The sequence below is a fragment of the Paraburkholderia sp. SEWSISQ10-3 4 genome (assembly GCF_030464785.1).
GTDB classification, from domain to species: domain Bacteria; phylum Pseudomonadota; class Gammaproteobacteria; order Burkholderiales; family Burkholderiaceae; genus Paraburkholderia; species Paraburkholderia aspalathi.
In genome coordinates, this window is record NZ_JALPRI010000007.1 from 76,005 (window position 1) to 95,843 (window position 19,839).

At 59.3% G+C, this 19,839-nt stretch carries 17 protein-coding genes; 4 read left to right on the forward strand and 13 right to left on the reverse strand.

Annotated features, from left to right (window positions below):
- Positions 1 to 203 precede the first annotated feature (203 nt).
- The 5 genes from M0D68_RS16590 to M0D68_RS16610 form a co-directional block, all read right to left on the reverse strand.
- The gene (locus tag M0D68_RS16590) at positions 204 to 758 is read right to left on the reverse strand and encodes a carboxymuconolactone decarboxylase family protein (RefSeq protein ID WP_211706713.1); all 555 of its coding nucleotides are present in this window, start codon (positions 756 to 758) and stop codon (positions 204 to 206) included.
- 28 nt (positions 759 to 786) lie between these two features.
- Positions 787 to 2,115 carry an aspartate aminotransferase family protein gene (locus M0D68_RS16595; RefSeq protein ID WP_211706714.1) on the reverse strand — a complete coding sequence of 443 codons (1,329 nt, stop codon included), beginning with the start codon at positions 2,113 to 2,115 and terminating at the stop codon, positions 787 to 789.
- Positions 2,116 to 2,149: 34 nt separating this feature from the next.
- A complete protein-coding gene (locus M0D68_RS16600; protein WP_211706715.1) occupies positions 2,150 to 2,638 on the reverse strand; it encodes a carcinine hydrolase/isopenicillin-N N-acyltransferase family protein in 489 nt (162 codons plus the stop codon).
- Positions 2,639 to 2,770: 132 nt separating this feature from the next.
- Positions 2,771 to 3,625 (reverse strand): MurR/RpiR family transcriptional regulator, encoded by an 855-nt coding sequence (locus M0D68_RS16605; RefSeq protein ID WP_093635902.1) that lies wholly within the window; start codon positions 3,623 to 3,625, stop codon positions 2,771 to 2,773.
- Between the two features lie 148 nt (positions 3,626 to 3,773).
- Entirely contained in the window at positions 3,774 to 5,135 is a 1,362-nt protein-coding gene (locus M0D68_RS16610) for an alkaline phosphatase family protein (protein ID WP_211706716.1), read from the reverse strand.
- Between the two features lie 458 nt (positions 5,136 to 5,593).
- On the opposite strand from M0D68_RS16610, the gene M0D68_RS16615 reads away from it, so the two are divergent.
- The gene (locus M0D68_RS16615; RefSeq protein ID WP_200620523.1) at positions 5,594 to 5,905 is read left to right on the forward strand and encodes a hypothetical protein; all 312 of its coding nucleotides are present in this window, start codon (positions 5,594 to 5,596) and stop codon (positions 5,903 to 5,905) included.
- A 53-nt stretch (positions 5,906 to 5,958) separates the two neighbouring features.
- Entirely contained in the window at positions 5,959 to 6,207 is a 249-nt protein-coding gene (locus M0D68_RS16620; RefSeq protein ID WP_234486888.1) for a hypothetical protein, read from the forward strand.
- A 196-nt stretch (positions 6,208 to 6,403) separates the two neighbouring features.
- Here M0D68_RS16620 and M0D68_RS16625 read toward each other — a convergent pair whose 3' ends face one another.
- The 7 genes from M0D68_RS16625 to M0D68_RS16655 form a co-directional block, all read right to left on the reverse strand.
- Positions 6,404 to 7,384: a hypothetical protein gene (locus M0D68_RS16625; protein WP_200620522.1), complete on the reverse strand. Its 981-nt coding sequence runs from the start codon at positions 7,382 to 7,384 to the stop codon at positions 6,404 to 6,406.
- A 100-nt stretch (positions 7,385 to 7,484) separates the two neighbouring features.
- Entirely contained in the window at positions 7,485 to 8,111 is a 627-nt protein-coding gene (locus tag M0D68_RS16630; RefSeq protein WP_093635910.1) for a nucleoside/nucleotide kinase family protein, read from the reverse strand.
- Between the two features lie 135 nt (positions 8,112 to 8,246).
- Positions 8,247 to 9,122 carry a sugar phosphate isomerase/epimerase gene (locus M0D68_RS16635; protein WP_093635912.1) on the reverse strand — a complete coding sequence of 292 codons (876 nt, stop codon included), beginning with the start codon at positions 9,120 to 9,122 and terminating at the stop codon, positions 8,247 to 8,249.
- On the reverse strand, positions 9,119 to 10,150 hold the full coding sequence (locus tag M0D68_RS16640; RefSeq protein ID WP_093635915.1) for an ABC transporter permease: 1,032 nt from the start codon (positions 10,148 to 10,150) through the stop codon (positions 9,119 to 9,121). The genes M0D68_RS16635 and M0D68_RS16640 overlap by 4 nt, the downstream gene beginning before the upstream one ends.
- Positions 10,147 to 11,160 carry an ABC transporter permease gene (locus M0D68_RS16645; protein WP_211706717.1) on the reverse strand — a complete coding sequence of 338 codons (1,014 nt, stop codon included), beginning with the start codon at positions 11,158 to 11,160 and terminating at the stop codon, positions 10,147 to 10,149. Before M0D68_RS16645 ends, M0D68_RS16640 begins: the two co-directional genes overlap by 4 nt.
- Entirely contained in the window at positions 11,153 to 12,637 is a 1,485-nt protein-coding gene (locus M0D68_RS16650; RefSeq protein ID WP_211706720.1) for a sugar ABC transporter ATP-binding protein, read from the reverse strand. Before M0D68_RS16650 ends, M0D68_RS16645 begins: the two co-directional genes overlap by 8 nt.
- A 200-nt stretch (positions 12,638 to 12,837) precedes the next feature.
- Complete coding sequence (locus M0D68_RS16655; RefSeq protein WP_093635921.1) at positions 12,838 to 13,830, reverse strand: substrate-binding domain-containing protein; 993 nt, start codon at positions 13,828 to 13,830, stop codon at positions 12,838 to 12,840.
- Positions 13,831 to 14,053: 223 nt separating this feature from the next.
- On the opposite strand from M0D68_RS16655, the gene M0D68_RS16660 reads away from it, so the two are divergent.
- Together M0D68_RS16660 and M0D68_RS16665 are read left to right on the forward strand one after the other, a co-directional pair.
- Positions 14,054 to 15,109: a LacI family DNA-binding transcriptional regulator gene (locus M0D68_RS16660; protein ID WP_093635923.1), complete on the forward strand. Its 1,056-nt coding sequence runs from the start codon at positions 14,054 to 14,056 to the stop codon at positions 15,107 to 15,109.
- A 60-nt stretch (positions 15,110 to 15,169) separates the two neighbouring features.
- Entirely contained in the window at positions 15,170 to 16,369 is a 1,200-nt protein-coding gene (locus M0D68_RS16665; RefSeq protein WP_200620520.1) for an MFS transporter, read from the forward strand.
- Positions 16,370 to 16,657: 288 nt separating this feature from the next.
- Here the strand turns inward: M0D68_RS16665 and M0D68_RS16670 are convergent, their stop codons facing one another.
- Entirely contained in the window at positions 16,658 to 18,940 is a 2,283-nt protein-coding gene (locus tag M0D68_RS16670) for an amylo-alpha-1,6-glucosidase (protein WP_093635927.1), read from the reverse strand.
- Positions 18,941 to 19,839 lie beyond the last annotated feature (899 nt).

Consider the following 19,839-nt stretch of genomic DNA (forward strand, 5'->3'; position numbering starts at 1 on the left):
TATTCGTAGTATCGGCATCGGTCGTGAGTGCCCCAAGGGAACTTCCTTCGGGGCGTGCCGCGCGGCGCAAGAGGTGCGGGCGTGGACCGAACTTCATCATAGGCGCTTCCGTGTGCCAGTGTCGTGACGACGCCGGCACACGGTTCGCCGATGCACGTCACGGTCCGTGCCGCAATCCGTGTAGCAGACTCAGGGCGCAGTCGCTACTCGGCGAACGGCAGGCTCTCCTGCCCCACTGCGCGCATGTCGAACACGTTCAGTGTCATCGCCACCAGGGCGTAGTAGCCGAGCAAGCCCACCAGGTTGATCACCACCTCGTGGCCGAAGCGCTCGACCGCCTTTCTATAGGTGACATCCGACACCCTTTTGGTGCCGTACAGTTCGCTCGCGAAGTCATGGATCAAGGCGTCGTCAGCATCCGCGAAAGATGGGCGATGACCCTGGCGGATCGCCTCGGCATCCGCCTCGGCCACCCCGGCATCCAGGGCGATTGGATAGTGGATATACCACTCGGCCTGCGCCTGCCAGCGCGCCGCGGTCACCAGAATCGCCAGCTCCGACAGGCGCAGCGGCAAGCCGGTGCGATAGCGGCAGAACGCGCCAAGCCGCTGCGCCTGCTGCGCCAGCTCCGGACTATGAATCCAGCCCAGAAACGGCCCGTTCAGATTGCCGCGTGGACCGGACAGAATCTCGTCGAGTACGGCCTTCTGTTCGGCTGTGGCATCGGATAGTTCGAAGTGAGGCAAACGGTCGGTCATCGTAAAATTCGCAGAGATGGAAAGGGTGTCAGATGGCAGTCAACGCGCCTTCGATCGCATCGGTCAAACGGCCGACGATCTCGTCGATGTTGCGCGCGGTGCAGATAAACGGAGGCGCCAGCAGCACATGATCGCCGATCTTGCCGTCGACCGTGCCGCCCATCGGATACACCATCAAGCCACGCGCGAACGCTTCGCGCCGGATCGCAGCGTGCAGTTTCAGCTTCGCGTCGAACGGCGTTTTAGTGACGCGGTCCTGTACGAGTTCGACGCCGACAAAGAGCCCTCGTCCGCGCACGTCGCCGATATGCGGATGCTGCGCATAGTGTTCACGCAGCCGGCCACGCAACTGTTCGCCGCGCGCCTGCACGTTCGCCAGAAGGTTGTCATCGGCAATCACGCGTTGCACTTCGAGCGCCGCGGCGCAGGCCGTGGCGTGCCCGATATAGGTATGCCCGTGCTGAAAGAAACCCGAGCCGCCGACGATCGTCTGGTAGATCCGGTCGCTGACCAGCGTCGCGCCGATCGGCTGATAGCCGGCACCGAGCCCCTTGGCGATCGTGAGGATGTCCGGCGCGATCCCGTCTTCTTCACAGGCATACAGGTAGCCTGTGCGGCCCATGCCCGACATGATCTCGTCGAGAATCAGCAGCACGCCGTAGCGATCGCACACCGCGCGGATCTTGCGGAAGTATTCGCGCACTGGCGGCACGGCGCCGGCCGTTGCGCCCACCACTGTTTCCGCAACGAATGCGGCCACCGTGTCAGCGCCGAGTTCGAGAATCTTCTGTTCGAGTTCATCCGCGAGACGCTGTGCGAACTGCTCTTCGGTTTCGTCGATGTGCTGCTCGCGATACGCGTAGCACGGACTCACGTGATGCGCTTCGATCAGGATCGGCAGAAACGGCTCGCGCCGCCATGCATTGCCGCCAATCGCCAGCGCCCCCAGCGTATTGCCGTGATAGCTCTGGCGACGCGCGACGAAATGACGGCGCTGCAACTCGCCCTTCTCCACAAAATACTGCCGCGCCAGTTTCAGCGCCGCCTCGATCGCTTCCGAGCCGCCCGACACGAAGTACGCATGTTCGAGCCCTTGCGGTGCGCTCGCCACCAGGCGGTCGGCGAGTTCCTCGGCGACCTGGGTGGTGAAGAACGATGTGTGCGCATACGGCAATTGCTGCGATTGCCGCTTGATCGCGTCGATCACACGCTGGTTGCTGTGGCCGAGGCATGAGACGGCTGCGCCGCCCGAGGCATCGATATAGCGTCTGCCGGTGGAATCGATGATCTCGATGCCGTCGCCGGCGATAGCCACCGGCAGTGACTGCTTCGGCGAACGATGGAATACGGTGGACATGGTTTTCCCTTTCCCTTCTACTGGCGACGGTTGATCAGACGCGGGGCTGCGTGGGCGGCACGCATGCGATGACTGTGTCGAACGCGCATTGCCCCTGTCGATAGACTTTCATCGAGACATCGGCGCTGCCGATTTCGAAGAGCGCCGTGGCGAGCGTGTTTTCGTCGTCGGGATCGAGCGGGTCGTCGCGGTAGATCGGCAGGCCTGCAGGCGCGCGATCCTGCAACACATCGAGCAAGGCGGCGGGGTTAATTGGACTGGCGAGCCTGGGCAGCAAATGTTCGACGCGCGTCTGCCTGTCATGCGAAGAATCGGTGACGATTTGCGCCTCGGCTTCGCAGCCAGGATGGATCAGATGGTTCGCATGGCTGGAGATAGCGTGCCAGCGTCGAACCGCCTGCCACGCGCTGCTTTGCTCCATGTATTCGGAGAACACCGGTCTGGCGATTTCACCCAGCCGGTAGCCGATGTCATACGGCTCACCACTTACCTGAAAGAGACTCAAATCCTGCTTCGACGCCACGGCCCGCACCCATTCAACAATCGGTACGCATTTATACTGTCAAACAACATTTGTTGTCAAACGATGCGATGGTGAAGCAAACGGAGTGTCTGCGCTCCGTGACATGCTGCTGCGTGTTTCAGAGGAAAAACTTCAGGGTACGTACGCGCCCTTTTCGTGGAGCGACTGCTCGGCGATGCCGAGTTGCTCGACGGCCCCCGCTCCTTCCAGCGCGAGCAGATGCGCGACCAGCGATTCGGCAATCGCCGTGGCCGCCACCAGTGATGGAAAGAACGACGGGCTTTCGTGCGAAAAAATCAGCACCTTGTCGGCGTTCAGCGCGATCGGCGAAACCGCGCTATCCGTGATAGCAATCAGCTTGCTGCCTTTTTCCAACGCGGCTTCGGCCACGCGCGCCGCCTCGACTGAATAGGGCGCGAAACTGATGACGATGGTGGCGCTGTCACGCGCCACCGTGCGCAGCTGCATCTCGAGCGTACCGGCTTCACCGTTGAGCAGCGACACCGACGAGCGAAACAGCCGGTAGCCGTAGACAAGCCCGAACGCCACCGCATAGCAGGAGCGAAAGCCTGCTACATGCACATGCGGCGCGCGCCGCAACAGACGCGCCGCTTCCACGATCACGCGGCCGTTATGCGCGGCGGTGACCTCGAGGTTGTGTTGTTGCGCGACCAGCAGGTCGCTGGCCAGCGCATCTTTCGATTTGACGAGAGAACGGGCCCGGCTCGTGAGCGGCTCGGGCCGCGTGCGCACGCGCGCGACGAACAGGTTGCGCAACTCGTTCCAGCCGGGAAAACCCAGTTGCTGCGACAGACGTACGAGCGAGGCCGGTTGCACCTGCGCCCGCTCGGCCACTTTGCGCATGGACGAGACCGCGACTTCGTCGGGATGATCGAGCAGGAACCCTGCCCCCATCTGAAACTGCGGACTCAGTTCGGAGAAGCGCGCCCGGATCAGGGCGGCGAGCTGGTCAAAACTGTCTGGCATGCGATATACCGGGCGAACGGTCGATAAGGATGACAACAAATGTTACCACCCGGTGTATCGCACCCAACAGAACTTCCAGTTTGAGCCGTACGCGAAATACGCGAATTCGCACTCGGACCTTCTTTGCAACCGGAGACTTGGCGCCAATTCACGCCCCACCCTTATACGTCGCAACAAAGCTCGCAAGGTCGCCCCAGTTCGGCGAAGACAGCAACTCCGGATGGTCTTGCTGGACCTTAAGCGCGACGCTACGAAAGGCTTGCGCGCATGCCGAGAAGCCAGTCGGTGGCGCAACGGGAGCCGGTGCAAGTAACTTGCTCGCTATGGGGACATTTAGCTTCGGTGCAGAGCCCGGCGTTCTGGTTTCAGAAAGAGCAGAGCTGAGCTTCGAAAGCTGAGTGCGTGCGCTGACCGGGGCAGAGTACGTACCACCAGCGTTGAATTTATCCGCGAGAAGCTGAAGTATCGACGTATGGTCCAGGTCGCCGGAGAAGACGCCCCCCGGCGCGACATAGGGTGAGACCAGGAACGCGGGTACACGCAGGCCAGTAGTTTGAAACTGATAACCGGCGACGTCGGTCGAAATCTCAAGCGGGCTTACATGGTCGAAGAACCCCCCGTGCTCGTCATACGTGACAATCATCAGCGTCTCATCCCATCGCTTGGACGCAGAAATCGTTTGATAAATGTCCGCAAGGAACGCTTGCCCTGGGGCGACGCCAGTAGGCGAATGGTCGTCATTTGGTACCCTGTGCGGCCCATCCGTGTATTCCGGCTCGATGAAAATGACTTGAGGCAAATTGCTACTGTTCGTCCAGTCTTCCTTGAAACGCGAATAACGCCTGAACCTCCCTCCATTGCCATCTAGCGGCAAGGCAAGCGAAGTGACTATCTCAGGCAACCACTTGGGCATCAAGCTGAAGAACGGGAAGAAGCCTCCCGACTGGTAGACACACCAACTTGCGCCGTGTGCGGTCAGCCAGTCGTAAACCAGGGATTGCTCGGGAAGAAAACCAGAAACGTTGTCGCTAATCGCACTCTCTCCCGCCATTGCCATCAAGCGATTTGCCTGGGTTCCGGTCGGAAGTGGCGCGAACCAGCTATCGCAGATCGTGAAATTCTTTGCGAAAAAATCATAAACAGGCAGCGCACCGGCCGTGTAGTAGCCCATCACCATCGACAGGTCGGCTGGCGGAGGGTTTCTTGTCGCATAGCTCGCGACGAATCCACCCAGTTCGGGACAGTCTCCATTCGCGCACGGCGTTTTTATTTGCGTCGAAATCGGCGTGCGGTCATGCGGTGGGTCGGGGATAAGTTGGGTCGACGGCGAAAGCGCATGTATGGGATACGTTTTTCCGCCGTAGAGGTTCGTGAAATTCTCTAGCCAGGTGGGGTCGGCCGAGAGGCCGTTGACATCCTTCCCGTCGAGGCTCAGGTAGCCAAGAACGTGGTCGAAAGACCTATTCTCCATCATGACTACGATGATGGTCTTAATGTTGTCAACGGGCATGCTCTCTCCGATATAAGGGCATCAGGGCGACGAAGTCACCTACAAACGTCCCAGCCCGAAGGAATCACCAGGCGCGCGGCACGGGAGGTCTCGCGACACGAACCTGTTTCCTGCTCAGGTCCTGCAGCGCTTGCCGGAACCGGATAGGTCAAACGTTCGCCACAGGCGGTTCACACCTCCGACGAGGCTCGATGCCAAAAGGCTCGCTTCCGCGCCAGACGTTAAGGCTAGTTCACGTTACATGACTGTTCAAGTTCACTTGCGCGGTAGCGTTACCCTCTTCACTTGCCACACGGCTCAGCTGCAGGTTGCGAAGGCGTATCGCCCACGCGCTACGCCTTCAGCAGTAACCGCACGTTACGAATCTCGCACCGCCGTTTCACATGTGTCCGACATCGCTCCTTACACTCCGAACCGTAGTCACTGACATTGCACTCAATGTGTGAGGAGTAGCGAAGATGAACAAGAAAATTCTCGGCGCAGCGCTCGGTCTGGCGGTACTCGCAGCATCAACGGCAGCATCGGCACACGTCGACGTCGCCATTGGATTGGGCATTCCCGGGGCTGTGTATGCGCCTGCAGAACCGGTGTACGCACCGCCACCTCCCGTCGTGTACGCTCCCGCACCGGTCGCCGTCGCGTACGGCGGTGACGGCGACTGGCGAGCCCGCGAATGGCGCGAGCATCGCGAGTGGCGTGAACGTGAATGGCGCCGCCGGGAATGGCGTGAGCACGAGTGGCGCGAGCGTCACGATTGGCGCGGGTATTGAAACGACACCGGACGGCGCCACGTCCGAAAAATTCAACCTCTGAGTATTTTCAAATGAACGCAAGCTTGATAAGAACCGCCCTGATTGCAACGGCGCTGGCCTTCGCAACAGCCGGCACGGCAAATGCCGCGGGCTGCCTCAAGGGCGCAGCGGTAGGCGGGGTTGCTGGGCATTATGCGGGGCACCACGCAGTCATCGGTGCGGTCGGAGGTTGCATGGTCGGTAGGCACCTTGCAAAGCAGCACGCTCAAGAGCAGGCTCAACAGCAAGCCGCCCTGCGTCAAGCAGCACAGGCGCAATAAAGCGTCGTCGGCGTGGTGTACCCGGTGGAACCAGAGAATTGCTGGTCCACCGGGTATCTGACCACTACGTTCAGGTCGTTAGCTCGGCGCCGGACTCGACTGTGGCCAACGGAGCGAGCACGGCCACCGCACCAGCCTGAATTGCTTCCAAAGTCGCTTCAACGCCGGTTGTAGCCTTAGTAGCCGGTAGTCAGACTCACAACGCCCGTGCCGACAGACGGTACGTAATGGTCCGCGGCATTCCTGCTTTGAAGACCGTTCCGGAGCGGTCGGCGAGCGGATGATTGGCAGGCGGAATCGCCACCCGGCCGAGGTCAAAGAAACTGTTGGCCGGCTCCACCCCTACAGCGAAGTGTCGCCCTGACCAGGGTTCGTGCGTACGCCCGCCGTTGCTAATCCAAAGCAATGCATCGGGAAGCTCTTCTGCATTCCAGTCGAGAAACACATCGGCGTGTTGCTCCGGGTACCGCAACACAAACGGTGGCTTACATTCCGAGATTTGCAATAACTCTTCGGTGGTTTCGGACAACGGCAGGCGGGTCGCATCCATAAACCCTCGTGTGGTCGGAATTTCCTTCAGGGTCGAGATGGTGCGGTTCGGGAGAATTCGCGAGACGCCGGGCTCCGGTTGAACGGGGTAGCTGTAAATAGCCTGATGCGCGCAAGCGAGGATTTCAACGCCTCCTACTGGAACAGCAAAAGTTGGATGAAGAGCGAACGGCAAATTCACGTCACGACGGGCATGGACGGTAAGTGAAACGAGCAGCGCTGGCGCGTCAGGCTCAACTTCAATCGTGCGCTCAAGCCTCTCGATCTCGCTCTCAAAGGGGTAGGCGATTTGAAGCGCAAGCATGCGGTCGCCTTGCCCCATCAGTTGCCACATGTGATTCGCGCCATACCCATGAACCCAGTCATCATCGGCGTCACGAGTCCGAAAATCAGGCGGCAGACCCGCTGGCGCAGCGACCATCCCGAACGGAACACAAGGCCATTCCCCGCGCAACGCGCGCATAAGACCAGGTCGGCGCAGATCATCCCCCCATGGAGCAACGTGCAGCGGCGAGACAGAACGTCCGGCTCCAATGTCAAATCGCACCGGCGCAAGCATTCCACCAAGCGCTTGAACCTCCGCCTCGCCGTGTGCCCATTTCAACGTCCAACGCTTGATTGATTCCATCGTGAAGTTTTATCCATGTTCAACCGGAAACCCATTGATACTCGAGGAGACCAACGCATAATGCATCGCCTCGTGGAGTGCCAGAATCCCCCAATGTGCCTTACGATGGCCAATGGAATTGAACATCGGCACGCTCTCTAGTTAAATCAATCGAGGTCGCGTTCACTTCGTCAGTTTTCTGAACCCACTGTTCTGCTGCAGCCTGGTCCCGGCCGAAACCAATATGCCGGCTAACAAGACGCTGCCGTCGCAGATCCGAGTCGACGTTGACATACCAAACTTCGTCGAGCAACGGTCGGGCAGCTTTCCAATGGCCATGCTCTAGAAGGAGGTAATTCCCTTCAGTAATTACAAGCGGTATATCAGGCGCCACAGGGATTGCGCCCGCGATGGGTTCTTCAATTTCCCGGCGAAATGTGGGAGCGTAGATTGTTTCGTCGTGACGCTGCTCACGCAGGCGCCTCAGAAGTGCAACATACCCCGCACTGTCGAACGTATCTTCCGCACCTTTGCGGGATGCGCGACCGAGCCGTGCAAGTTCGACATTCGCAAGATGAAACCCGTCCATCGGCACAACCGCCGCCTTTCCGGGAAAAGCATCAAGGATTGCTTGCGCCAGTGTCGATTTGCCTGCACCGGGCGCACCAACCAAACCAAGGATTTGGCGCCGCCCGTCAGAAATTAACTGGTGGAGGCGCCCCAGGTAGCGGTCTTCAATCGTCGACATAATCCGAGGTATTCCAAAAAATGGCGGTCGGCGAGCACTATTCTTATCCTCACCGAGGCCCGATTGTCGAACCGCTCGCGTCAACATTTCTCAACGCTTTGTGGTGTCGCGACACTTACTTCACCCGGTGGGCGTCTAGTGATGCGATTTTGCTCGCGCGGCGGCGTTGATGCCACCCGCCATAAACTCCCGCGCATGTTTCGCCAGGTCCATACTGTCATCCCACAAGTTACGCCAGATTGCCAACGCATTGGACAACTGCTCGTTGACGACCGTCGACGAAAAGCTCTCAAAAGTCACGACTCCCTTGTAGTCAATCATGGCGAGTGCATGGAAGAACTGAGAGAAGTCGATAGTCCCCGACCCGAGGTACCCGCGATTGCTTTCCCCAATATGAACATAGCCAAGACGCTTGCCACATTGCAGAACCGGCTGCATGAAATCGGACTCCTCAATGTTCATGTGATACGTATCGAGATGAACGACAACATTCGGCGCATCGACTTCGTCAATCATGGCAAGCGCCTGCGATGCAGTGTTCAGTAAATTGCTCTCGTAGCGATTCACCACTTCAAGCCCAAGCGTCACGTTCTTCTTCAACGCGAAATCAGCAATGCGCTTGAGCGAATCAATCGCGTTGCGGCGGCCTTGTTTGGTAACCGGCGCGTTGTATTTTCCCATCGCGCCGTAAAGAATTCCGCCGAAGTAGCCTCCACCCAGCTCTGCCGTGACACTTATGCCCTCCTCCAGCATCGAAACTCCGCGTGCGACCGTAGCAGAATCCTCGCTGGACACGTCCGCATCAAAGGTGAGACCGCGCGAGCAACCGATATCCAGCTCATGCTCTTGCAGCAAATCGCGCGTGAGCGCCAGGTCCATGACCTTCGGACCATGCAAGGACAGTTCAGCCAGGTCGAACCCGGCGGCTTTGGTCTGGCTCAAAACCTTGCGAGTCGATTCGGGGGTGAGGTCGCCAGCCCATACCAGTGCGTGTACGCCAAGCTTATTCATTGTGTAACTCCTTCAGATGCGGTCACGCGCCTGCGGACCAAAGTTTTCGAAATGCCGTTCGCCCATGCCCAACGGAAGAGCATCACGGCAAGCAGGAAGACACCCCACAACGCAGTCGCCAGGTGTTGGTTGGCACCGAGCAAATTGAGACCTGAAGCGATAACCTGCAGAATTACAAGTGCAATCACGACCGGGACCACGCGGCCAAAGCCGCCGAATGGATCGACGCGGCCCAGGAAGCACGCAAGCACGGAGATGAGCAGAAAGGCCTCTCCATGACCAACGCGAACCGAGTTGAACTGGGCCGCCATCACCACGCCAGCGACGCCGCACATCAGCCCCGACAGCATGTAGATTCGGGTGACGGCGCGTGTCGTCGCGATGCCGGAATATCGCGTTGCTTCCAGATTTGAACCAATCATGCGTGTGGCGAAACCTAGCCGCGACCGTGTCATGACAACGTGCCAAAGTAATGCGCAGCCGAGAAAAATCAGAAGGGGAATCGGTACGCCGAGGAAGACGCCGTTGCCCATTTCGCGCACAAACGGCGGAAACCCGGAGATGTCGCCCCCACGTGTGAGGAACTCCCCTAATCCGCGCAAGAAAATCATCATCGATAGAGACACGAGGATTGGGCTTGCGCCGGTGCGCGCAATAACGGCACCCATCACCCAACCGGCCGCGGAGCCGGTGGCCAATGCGGCAGCTATGCCGAGGATGATGGCTGCGGCGCCGGCGTCCGCTCCGCCATACGTATGAAGTACCCACGCCATCGCCAACCCCGATATGTTCGCGGTGAAAGTCACCGCGAGATTGAAGCCACCGGAAATCAAGGGCATCAACATGGCCAGCGTAAAGAAGCCGAGTTCCGGCAACTGGAACGCTATCGACACGAATGTGCTCGCTGAGAAAAAACGGTCAGATGCAAAGCTCAGGACCGCGATGACCAGGAGCAGAAACCCAAGCAACCCGGCGACGTCTGCCGGTACGAGCGGCGCGGCCGCGCGTTGAGATGAGGAGATTTTCATGACGGGGCCTTTACGCTTTGTGACGTGAATCGCGTTCCGACGAGTTTGGCGAAACCACCGCTCGACAACGTAATGGCGATAAGAATGATGGCTCCGATAATCATCTTGAACGCATACGGCGAGATACCGAGCAAGTTCAGGCCGTTGGCGGTGATAGCGGTCAGGAGGATGCCAAGAATGGCGCCGAGGATTGTGCCGCGCCCACCGCCTAACCTTGCACCACCGAGCACCACAGCAGCGAGCACATCCAGTTCACGGCCATAAAATGCGTTCGGAACGACTTCCTGCACGTAGTGGGCTTGCATGAGTCCGGCAATCCCCGCCATCATGCCGAGCCAGCCAAAAGCGATGTAATGCATCGCACCTATGTTGACCCCCACGCGTCGCGCTGCCTCGGGGTTGTCGCCCATGGCGTAGAGCTGTCGGCCGGTTGTCGTGCGCCGTAGCAGAAACCATGTTGCTATGACCATGACGACCATCACGGCCACAGGCAGTGCGAGATTTGCATTACCACTCGCGGTGTTGAAATTGACAATAGAAACTCTGTTAGTCCACCAGTCCGGCAGATCGTAGATGGACACCCCGCCCGTGAGAAACATCAATCCACCGAAAAACACGTTGAACGTGGCAATTGTCACGACAATCGAGACGATGCGAAATCTGTAGATAATCGTGGCGTTGATGGATCCAAGCACGAAGCCGAAGCAGGCAGAGACAATGAAGCCGAGCGCCCAGTTACCACCGCCGAGTCGCAACACTGTCAACGCAGTGAGGTACTGGACCACCGATGCGCCGACGGCGAATGAGATATCAATGCCACCAGCAATCAGCACGACCAGTAGCCCGACTGCGAAAATGATGTTGACGGAACTCTGATTAAGCAGGTCGAACAGGTTTGGAAGCGTAAGGAATGTCGAGGTTGAAAGGCTGAGGCCAATCACCATGACGGCGATAACGAGAATCAGCAGAGCCTCAATCGAACCGATTCCGAGTTTGCGAAAATCAGGCATGGACGTCTCGCTCGATTTGTTCCATCGTTGTCGTTCCCGGCACGTACTCTTTGACGATGCGACCTTCGCGCATATGCAGAATTCGGTCGGAATTGAAGTAGACCTCCGGAATTTCGTCCGATATCAGCAAGATGGCCATACCCTCAGCAGCGAGCTTGTGGATGATGGCAAAGATGCCAGCACGGGCGCCGACGTCGACGCCGACGGTGGGAGAATCCAGAATCAGAAGCTTCGGGTTTGTTGCCAACCACTTGGCGAGCACAATGCGCTGCTGATTCCCGCCGGACAGCGTTGAGACCGCGTCGTCCGGTTTCCCGATTTTCACGGCCAGTTGCTGAATCCAGTCTTGAATCAGCGCGTTTCGCTTTTTGGAAGCGATGAGATGGGTGCCGTCCAGAAGGTTGTCCAACACCGCCGCGACTGTGTTGTCTCCGATTGATTGCGGCTGCACAAGGCCGAGTTGAAGTCGGTCTTCGGATACGTAAGCTATCCCGGCCTGGATAGCGTCACGATTTGTTCGCAGCAAAATCTCTTTTCCGTCGAGCTGGATGGAACCCGCACCGGGGCGGGTCATTCCGAAAAGCGACAATGCGACTTCTGTTCTTCCTGCGCCAAGGCGTCCCGTGACGCCAAGAATCTCGCCTCGTCGCACTTTGAACGACACGTCATGGTATTGACGGGCTCGTGACAACCCCTGTACCTCCAGCACAACCGGCGCTTTCGTCAGGTCTGTCGTGCGTACTTCATAGTCGAAAGTGCGGCCCGTCATCAATTCCGTGAGGCGGGTTTGCGTCATCCCTTCGGTGGGAAAGGTGCCGACGTACTGTCCATCGCGGAAAACGGTCACGCGAGTGCAGACGTCCAGCACTTCAGCGAGGCGATGGCTGACGAACACCACGGCAATTCCGTCCGCAGAAAGTCGCCGGACAATTTTCAGCAGAGCTTCGGTCTCAGCATGACTGAGCGAGGCAGTCGGCTCGTCCATGAAGACAAGACGTGCGTCGCGAACAAGCGCTCTGGCGATTGCCACGACCTGGCGCTGGGCGATTGATAGCGAGCGAACAGAACGGTTGAGGTCGATGGAGACTCCGAGCCGCTCGAGAATCCGGCGTGCCGCCTCCTTCATCTTTCCATATCTGACGATACGCGGACGAGACCCCAGGTTCTGCTCGAAAGCAATGTTTTCCGCGACGGTCATTTCGGGGAAAAGCGCAAGGTCTTGCCAGATGACCTGAATGCCGAGGTCACGGGCCCTGGCCGGGTCGAGTCCTTCGATTGACTCACCGTCCATGAGCATCACCGCGCCAGGTTCCGGCTGATAGACCCCACTGATAATCTTGATGATGGTGCTCTTGCCGCAGCCATTCTCGCCCGCAAGGCAGAGAACTTCTCCGGGCATGATGTCGAACTTCACGGCCCGCAGCGCCTTAACACCGCCGAAGATTTTCGAAATGTTCTCGAGTTTAAGCAGAGGCATGCGGTCGGTGTCGAGCGCGCCCGCTGCCGTATGCGCATCACCTCGTTGAGAACGGTGGACGTTGATGGAAGCTGGTTGACTCATGGAAACGCTCCGATGGTACTTGCACATGACTGGCTGGCGACCAGATGTGTCGTACCGTTAACTTCCGGGTGAGCAGCGCTACACCGGCGCTCACCCGTTCGGCAAAAGGATTGCGGTCAGAGGCCCATCTTCGCGAGGTCGTCAACGGTTTTGGCGTTGAGGTCCACCAGTTGGTCGACAATCAGGTTATGACCGTCGGGATGAACAACACCCAGACCCGGGATATTCGTGCCGTCCTTAATCGGCTGCCCCTTTACGAGCATCGTGCCCAGCGTCACAAACACTTCACCGGCGACTTCCGGATTCCACATGTACCCGCCGCTCAACACGCCATCGTGGACGAGTTTTCGGCCCTGTCCAGGCGAGAACGGCCCAAGAACCAGGACCTTTCCTTTCGCCTGCTGCTCCGCGACAGCGCGAGCTGCCCCAATCGGGCCCTGACTGCCGAACGCAAGGATGCCCTTCAAGTTAGGATGAGCGCGCATCAGGTCAAGCGCAGTTTTGCGCGACGCGTCCACGTCTTCAGCGACGCCGTAGCGGTCGCCGACGAGGGTCATCCCGGGAAAGTTGGCCTTGATGTAGGCGATTGCCGCATCCGCCCAGGCGTTATGGAGCGGCACTGTCAGCGAGCCGACGAAAACGGCGTATTCGCCCTTCCCGCCCAGCGCCTCACCAAGGCGTTTTCCGTAGGCTTCGCCGAAACCTTTGGACGAGGCCAGCTCAAAGTCCCAGTCCACGTTCTGCTGCTTCGGGGACTCGTGGGTGATGACCTTGATACCGGCGGCTCTGGCGCGCTGAAGAACGGGTTCCAAAACCTGTGCGTCGTTCGGCACGACGCCAATGACGTCTACGTGCTGCGCAATCAGGTCCTCGATTGCTCGTACCTGCAGCGCAGGGTCTGCGCTCGTTGGTCCGACCATGAATGCCTTGACGCCGAGCTGGTCAGCGCGCTTCTTGATTCCCGCTTCCATGGCGTTGAACCATGGAATGCCGCCAATCTTCACAACAACACCGATTACCGGCTTGTCAGGCGAGGCCGAGGCAAAACTCGTCGTCAAAGCGAGCGCGACTGCGCCGGCACCCAAAGTGCGGATGATGTTCTTGAACATGTCTCCTCCGGTAGACGCCTGGGCACGCAGACGCCCTAAATGAGTGATGAAAGGCCCGACTTCGTATTCTGCTAAAGTTGCTAAATCCATTTAGCAATTCGGGTGGGTGTATGCTGAATCTATTTAGCAGTTCGGTCGAGCCGTAAAAACCCTGGTGTTGGGTACTGTCGCGAAACGGCTACCTTTTCGGGACACAACGGCGCAATGCCCTCGGAGCAACTTGATGGCAAGCAGCAATCCAGGACGCAAGTCCACGATTTATGACGTCGCAAAGGCGACAGGCTCCTCGACGGCTACGGTCAGCATGGTGTTGAACGGCAGTTGGGTCCGCTATCGAATCAAGGAGGAAACTGCGAACCGCATACTCGAAAGCGCCCGCCAGCTTGGGTATAACGTCAACATGAAAGCTCGAGGACTCAGGCTATCGCGCTCGGGTCTAGTGGGTATGGTTCTTCCCCATTATCGGAACCGTTTTTTTGCGGGACTCGCCGAGACCTTCGAAGAGCAGGCGCGTAGTCGTGGCCTTTGTCCGATCGTTGTCGGCACCCAACGCGACCCTGCAGTCGAGGTGAGCGTTACTGAAACACTTCTATCGCAGCGGGTTGAGCTGCTATTTATCGCCGGCGTGCGCAACCCGACACCGCTGAACACGCTCTGTTCGGCTGCAGGCGTCCCTTCCATCAACTTGGACCTGCCAGGAGACGGTGCGCCGTCGGTCGTTTCCGATAACCGCAAAGGCGCTCAAACTATTACGGATGTGCTGATTGAAAAGCTGCTAGCACGGGGCGCGGCACCAGACGAGTTGGTCTTGCTAGGAGGTGTAGCGGATGAATATGCAACTGAAATGCGTATCGCAGGATTCAGAGATGCTTTCGAAGCTCGTCACATGACGCCTGCTGCAGATGCAATCGAGTGTTGTGGATATAACGCCGCTGCTGCCAAGCGCGTACTCTCAATTCGCTATGAAAAACTTGGGCGACTTCCAGCCGGTTTGCTGATGAATTCGATTACCGCGTTTGAAGGGGTGGTTCAGTTCACGTCAACGTTGTCGCCCGACGCGTGGAAGACTGCGGTTGTTGGCTGCTTCGACTGGGACCCATTCGCGGCAAACCTACCTTTCGACGTGACCATGTTGAGGCAGGACGTGCAAGCAATCATCTCTGAAGCGTTCAAGTTGGCCGAAAACTATGACCCGACAGACCAGTCTCTGATTCTCGTGCCAACAGTTCTGGGCAAGAAGTTTGAAGAAGCTGAGCAAACGAAGGAGTTTGACCGATAACTACGGTCTAGAAATGGTTGCGGTCACAATCATCAGTCGTAGTTTCCGAAGCGAGACAAGATGCAGACCAACTCCACGCCGCGCGCCAGCACGCTTAGCCAAATCCCACGTGGCATCTGGATGCTCGGCTTTGTCAGCATGTTCATGGACATTTCTTCGGAAATCATTCACAGCCTTTTGCCGATGTTCCTGGTGACGAGTCTGGGCGCGAGCGCGATGATGGTGGGCTTGATTGAAGGCGTCGCGGAAGCGACTGCACCCATCGTGAAAATGTTCTCCGGCGCGCTCAGCGACTACCTTGGCAACCGGAAATGGCTCGCGGTCATCGGATACGGCATGGGTGCGTTGAGCAAACCGTTGTTTGCGCTCGCGCCAACAGCGGGCATCGTTCTGACGGCGCGCGTCGCGGACAGAATCGGGAAAGGTGTGCGGGGTGCGCCGCGCGACGCGCTCGTAGCTGATATCACGCCCGCTCACCTGCGTGGCGCCGCCTATGGTTTGCGACAGTCGCTCGACACGGTCGGCGCGTTTCTCGGGCCGTTGCTCGCCGTCGTGTTGATGTTGCTGTGGGCAGACAACTTTCGTCTCGTATTCTGGGTGGCTGTGATTCCAGGGCTCGTTGCGGTGTCGTTGCTGGTGTTCGGCATCAAGGAGCCAGCGCACCGTTCGGACGCGAAACGCGTCAACCCGATGAAGTTCGAAAGCCTGAAGAAGCTGAGCCGGCCGTACTGGTGGGTTGTATTCATTGGCGCGGTGTTCACGCTCGCACGATTCAGCGAGGCATTCCTGGTTTTGCGCGCAATGCAGGGTGGCGTGCCGGTGGCGCTGGTGCCACTCGTCATGGTTGCGATGAACCTGGTGTATTCGACGTCTGCTTATCCATCTGGCAAGCTGGCGGATTCAATGAGCCACACGAAACTTCTGGCCATCGGGCTGGTGGTACTCATTGCATCGGATGTCGTACTTGCGCATGGCAACCACTGGCCGGTCGTACTGCTGGGTGTCGCGTTGTGGGGCCTGCATATGGGGCTCACCCAGGGCTTGCTGGCGACCATGGTCGCCCATACAGCACCACCGGACCTGAAAGGCACCGCGTTCGGTTTGTTCAATTTGATGAGCGGTCTGGCGATGCTTGTGGCGAGCGTCGTCGCAGGCGAATTGTGGGACCGTCTGGGGGCCGGCGCGACATTCTATGCGGGAGCGGGGTTCTGTTTGCTGACCCTGTGCGCTCTGGCTATCGGTGGAGGACTGCGCCGATAGCGCGCCTTCCAGGCTGAATACGATACCGAGGAAGTCGTCACAACCTTGATGGAAACAAGAAAACAGTCCCCGCCCCTTGCCGAAATTTTGTAAGGCAACCCAATACCGATTGAGTGCAAATCTGTAAATCCCGCACTCTATAAAGGGCCGCCCAATGGGCGGTCCTTTTTTGCGTCGCCATATAAAACCGGTGGCCTCGCACTCACCGCCTTGCACCAAAATCCGCGGACATCGTCTGTCCGTTAATGATTTCGCCACAACGCAGGACAACATTGATTGTGACTGCATCTATAGCAGCGCGACCACCCGCACATCGCCCTGCTCGGCCGCCGACGCGACCACCTTGTCGCCGATCCGCCGGAACGTGATCGACACCGACGAATCGCCTACCCTTAGATCGCCAACTTCGAGCCAGTCGATGCCCTCGGGCAGCATGGGCTGCTCGATGACGACTTCGCGCCGCTCCGCATCGATCGTGATACCCAGACAGGCTTCGAGCATCATGAACGGTGAGCCCGCCGCCCAGGCTTGCGGCAGGCAGGCGACCGGATAGGCGGTAGGCGGCTCGCCCCGCCGCCGCGGGAAACCGCAGAACAGCTCGGGCAGACGCATGTCGAAATTGACCGCTGCCTGGAACAGTGCCTGCAACAGCCGCACGGCCGCCGCCTTGCCGCCGTAACGTGACAGGCCGCGTGCGCAGAGCGCGTTGTCATGCGGCCACACCGAACCGTTGTGGTACGCCATCGGATTGAAGCGCGCCTGGCTTGCGGCCAGCGTACGCACGCCCCAGCCGGTATGAAACAGCGTGGAGTCGAGCGCGTGCACCACCGCTTCGCCCCGCTCGCGCGAAGGCAGACCGAAGGCCAGCAAGTGACCCGCATTCGACGCCATTACGCGGCACAGTTCGCCGTGGCCATCAAGCGCGATGCCGTAGAAGCCGGACTCTTCCATCCAGTACTTTTCTTCGACGCACTGACGGATTTTCTTCGCGCGCTCGCTGTATTGCTTGGCCTGATCGTGCAGTCCGCGCAGCTTGGCGAAGTGAGCCATCGTATCGAAGGCGGCGCTCGCATACGCCTGCACTTCGACGAGTGCAATGGGACCATCGGGGAAACGGCCATCCGCGTGGAAGACCGAATCGTGACTGTCCTTCCAGCCTTGATTAGCGAGGCCGCCGTCGGACTCGCGCTGATAGTCCAGCAGACCGTAACGGTTCTTGTCGCAGACGCCCGCGACCCACTGCGCCGCGCGCTCCAGCGCCGGCCACAACTCGTCGACCAGTGCGAGATCACCCGTGCGTGCCGCATAGGCGCCGGCCAGCACGATGAAGAGCGGCGTGCTGTCGACGCCGCCATAGTACAGCGCGAACGGCACTTCGCCGGTGGCGGCCATTTCGCCCTTGCGCATCTCGTGCATGATCTTGCCGGGCGCTGCGTCACGAAACGGCGAATTTTCGCGCGCCTGATGTTCGGCGAGAAAACGCAGCACGCCCGCGGCCAGATTCGGTTGCAGCCACAGCGTCTGCAACGACGTGATGATCGCGTCGCGGCCGAACGGAGTTGAAAACCACGGGATGCCGGCGTAGGGATACGGACCGGTGGCGAGATCGGTCGTCAGCAAGCCGAGGTCGGCAAGCGAACGGTCGATCCACGCGTTGAAGAGCGGATTGCTCGAACGCACGCGAGCGGTGACGCGGCGGCGCTCGCGCATCACCAGGTGGGCGTCGACCAGTGCGGCGCGCACAGCAGCGCGGCCGACGCGCGGGCGCTCCGCATCGATTTGCGACAGATGGGCTTCGCTCACCGCGTGCGAGGGTTGCGCGACGCCCGCGGCCGGCTTGTCGGCTTGCGCGACCACTTGCACCGAGACGGACAGATAGATCGACACGCACGCTTGGGCCGGCAGCTTGACGGTGTAGTCCGCGCGATCGGCGAAGAGCTTGTCCGGTTCCGGCGAGAAGGCGATCTGCACATTGCGCGCCACGTCGTCGAGACCGACATAACCGAGCAGCACTTCGCGGTTCTCGACGCGCGCCGGTTCGACACGACCCTGTTTGTCGCGCCTGAGGCCGCGCACTTCGAACATGTCGCGAAAGTCGCTGGCGAAGGAGATGGACAGCGGCACGACTGCATCGCTCGTGCCGTAGTTGGTGAGTTCGATTGCTTCGTTGAGCACGGTGCCCGAGAGCACGCGCACGCGTTCGACGTGGATCACGCCTTCCGGGGTGCTGTCGCCGCCGAGCGGCGGCAGGGGGCGGTTGGTCAGGTGTGCCGTGAACGAGGTGTTGTCGCTGCTGACGCTGCCTGACAGCAACGAGGGCGCGCGGCCACCGAAGGTGAGGCGCAGGTTTGACAGGACGCGGGTGTCGTTGACGAACAGGCCGTCGTCGTGGCCGGTGATATCACCGAGGGGATCGTTGACGATAAAGGTGTCGCCAGACTTGAGCACATGCTGGGTGGCGCTTGCGACGTTGAGGTTTTCCGTCGGGATGAATGCGCCGTCCGGCTCGGGTTCGCGGTGGTCGATTCCGCCCGAGTGGGACAGGCCGCCGAGGGCTTCTGGCTGCTGCATCAGGGTCGCTCCTATAGTGTTCGCTTTCGGGTTAATTTCCAATTTCGGATGCCGGTGGGGGCTGGCTGGTCGATTCCGATTGTAGAGGGTCTGTCCGCGTCAGACGAACTTATCACAGGGGAGTTTCTTGTTTTTGGTTTTTGGTTTTTGGTTTGGCACGGGATGTGCAGGGGTTTTGCACCAAGTGCAAGGGGTTGCCTGCGCGGCGCTTGTTTGTCTGTGTTCTTAGGGCTTTGGCCTTTCCTTGAATTGTTAGTGGTCTATTAGTGTTGCCCCTGTGCGGGGCGGCACCTACTTCTCTTTGCCGGCTGCAAAGAGAAGTAGGCAAGAGAAAGCAGCTCAAACCGCTAATGCTAAGTGGGCACCGTGGTTTGCTACGGGTAGTGGTGCGACTGGAATCCGTGCTCTCCCACATTCCGCGTTAGTGACAAAGGAGTCATCAGCTCCCACTCCGCACTGCGTGCGTCGCGGACGGGTTTGCATGGGAAACCACGGGCTTCGATTGAGGTTTGTGGGGGCCGTCGGCTTCGCCTCGGCGACGCGCCGAGGCACTCACCAGCCTCCCACTTCAAATGATTTGTCGGCGTGCTGTAGTCACGATCATCGTTGCGATCGCAGTTCCAATCGCAATCGCAATCGCGGAGACGGAGACGGAGACGGAGACGGAGACGGAGACGGAGACGGAGCAATGATGGGCCAAGGCCCGGTGGGAAACACGGGCACAAGACGTAGTGGGAGGTTTTATGAAGTGCTCTTCGGCGCGCGCAGCGCCGCCGGAAGTATGACGCCCTTGTCACAAACATGTGCAGTGGCACGAACACAGATTCCAGATGCACCACTACCCGTAGCAGACCACGGTGCCCACTTAGCATTAGCGGTTTGAGCTGCTTTCTCTTGCC

What these genes read in the sequence shown, in the direction of transcription:
- M0D68_RS16605 (WP_093635902.1), bottom strand. Translation starts at nt 3,625, where the DNA reads ATGCCAGACAGTTTTGACCAGCTCGCCGCCCTGATCCGGGCGCGCTTC.
- M0D68_RS16635 (WP_093635912.1), bottom strand. Translation starts at nt 9,122, where the DNA reads ATGAATAAGCTTGGCGTACACGCACTGGTATGGGCTGGCGACCTCACC.
- M0D68_RS16660 (WP_093635923.1), top strand. Translation starts at nt 14,054, where the DNA reads ATGGCAAGCAGCAATCCAGGACGCAAGTCCACGATTTATGACGTCGCA.
- M0D68_RS16630 (WP_093635910.1), bottom strand. Translation starts at nt 8,111, where the DNA reads ATGTCGACGATTGAAGACCGCTACCTGGGGCGCCTCCACCAGTTAATT.
- M0D68_RS16650 (WP_211706720.1), bottom strand. Translation starts at nt 12,637, where the DNA reads ATGCCTCTGCTTAAACTCGAGAACATTTCGAAAATCTTCGGCGGTGTT.
- M0D68_RS16665 (WP_200620520.1), top strand. Translation starts at nt 15,170, where the DNA reads ATGCAGACCAACTCCACGCCGCGCGCCAGCACGCTTAGCCAAATCCCA.
- M0D68_RS16625 (WP_200620522.1), bottom strand. Translation starts at nt 7,384, where the DNA reads ATGGAATCAATCAAGCGTTGGACGTTGAAATGGGCACACGGCGAGGCG.
- M0D68_RS16610 (WP_211706716.1), bottom strand. Translation starts at nt 5,135, where the DNA reads ATGCCCGTTGACAACATTAAGACCATCATCGTAGTCATGATGGAGAAT.
- M0D68_RS16595 (WP_211706714.1), bottom strand. Translation starts at nt 2,115, where the DNA reads ATGTCCACCGTATTCCATCGTTCGCCGAAGCAGTCACTGCCGGTGGCT.
- M0D68_RS16655 (WP_093635921.1), bottom strand. Translation starts at nt 13,830, where the DNA reads ATGTTCAAGAACATCATCCGCACTTTGGGTGCCGGCGCAGTCGCGCTC.
- M0D68_RS16615 (WP_200620523.1), top strand. Translation starts at nt 5,594, where the DNA reads ATGAACAAGAAAATTCTCGGCGCAGCGCTCGGTCTGGCGGTACTCGCA.
- M0D68_RS16640 (WP_093635915.1), bottom strand. Translation starts at nt 10,150, where the DNA reads ATGAAAATCTCCTCATCTCAACGCGCGGCCGCGCCGCTCGTACCGGCA.
- M0D68_RS16645 (WP_211706717.1), bottom strand. Translation starts at nt 11,160, where the DNA reads ATGCCTGATTTTCGCAAACTCGGAATCGGTTCGATTGAGGCTCTGCTG.
- M0D68_RS16620 (WP_234486888.1), top strand. Translation starts at nt 5,959, where the DNA reads ATGAACGCAAGCTTGATAAGAACCGCCCTGATTGCAACGGCGCTGGCC.
- M0D68_RS16590 (WP_211706713.1), bottom strand. Translation starts at nt 758, where the DNA reads ATGACCGACCGTTTGCCTCACTTCGAACTATCCGATGCCACAGCCGAA.
- M0D68_RS16670 (WP_093635927.1), bottom strand. Translation starts at nt 18,940, where the DNA reads ATGCAGCAGCCAGAAGCCCTCGGCGGCCTGTCCCACTCGGGCGGAATC.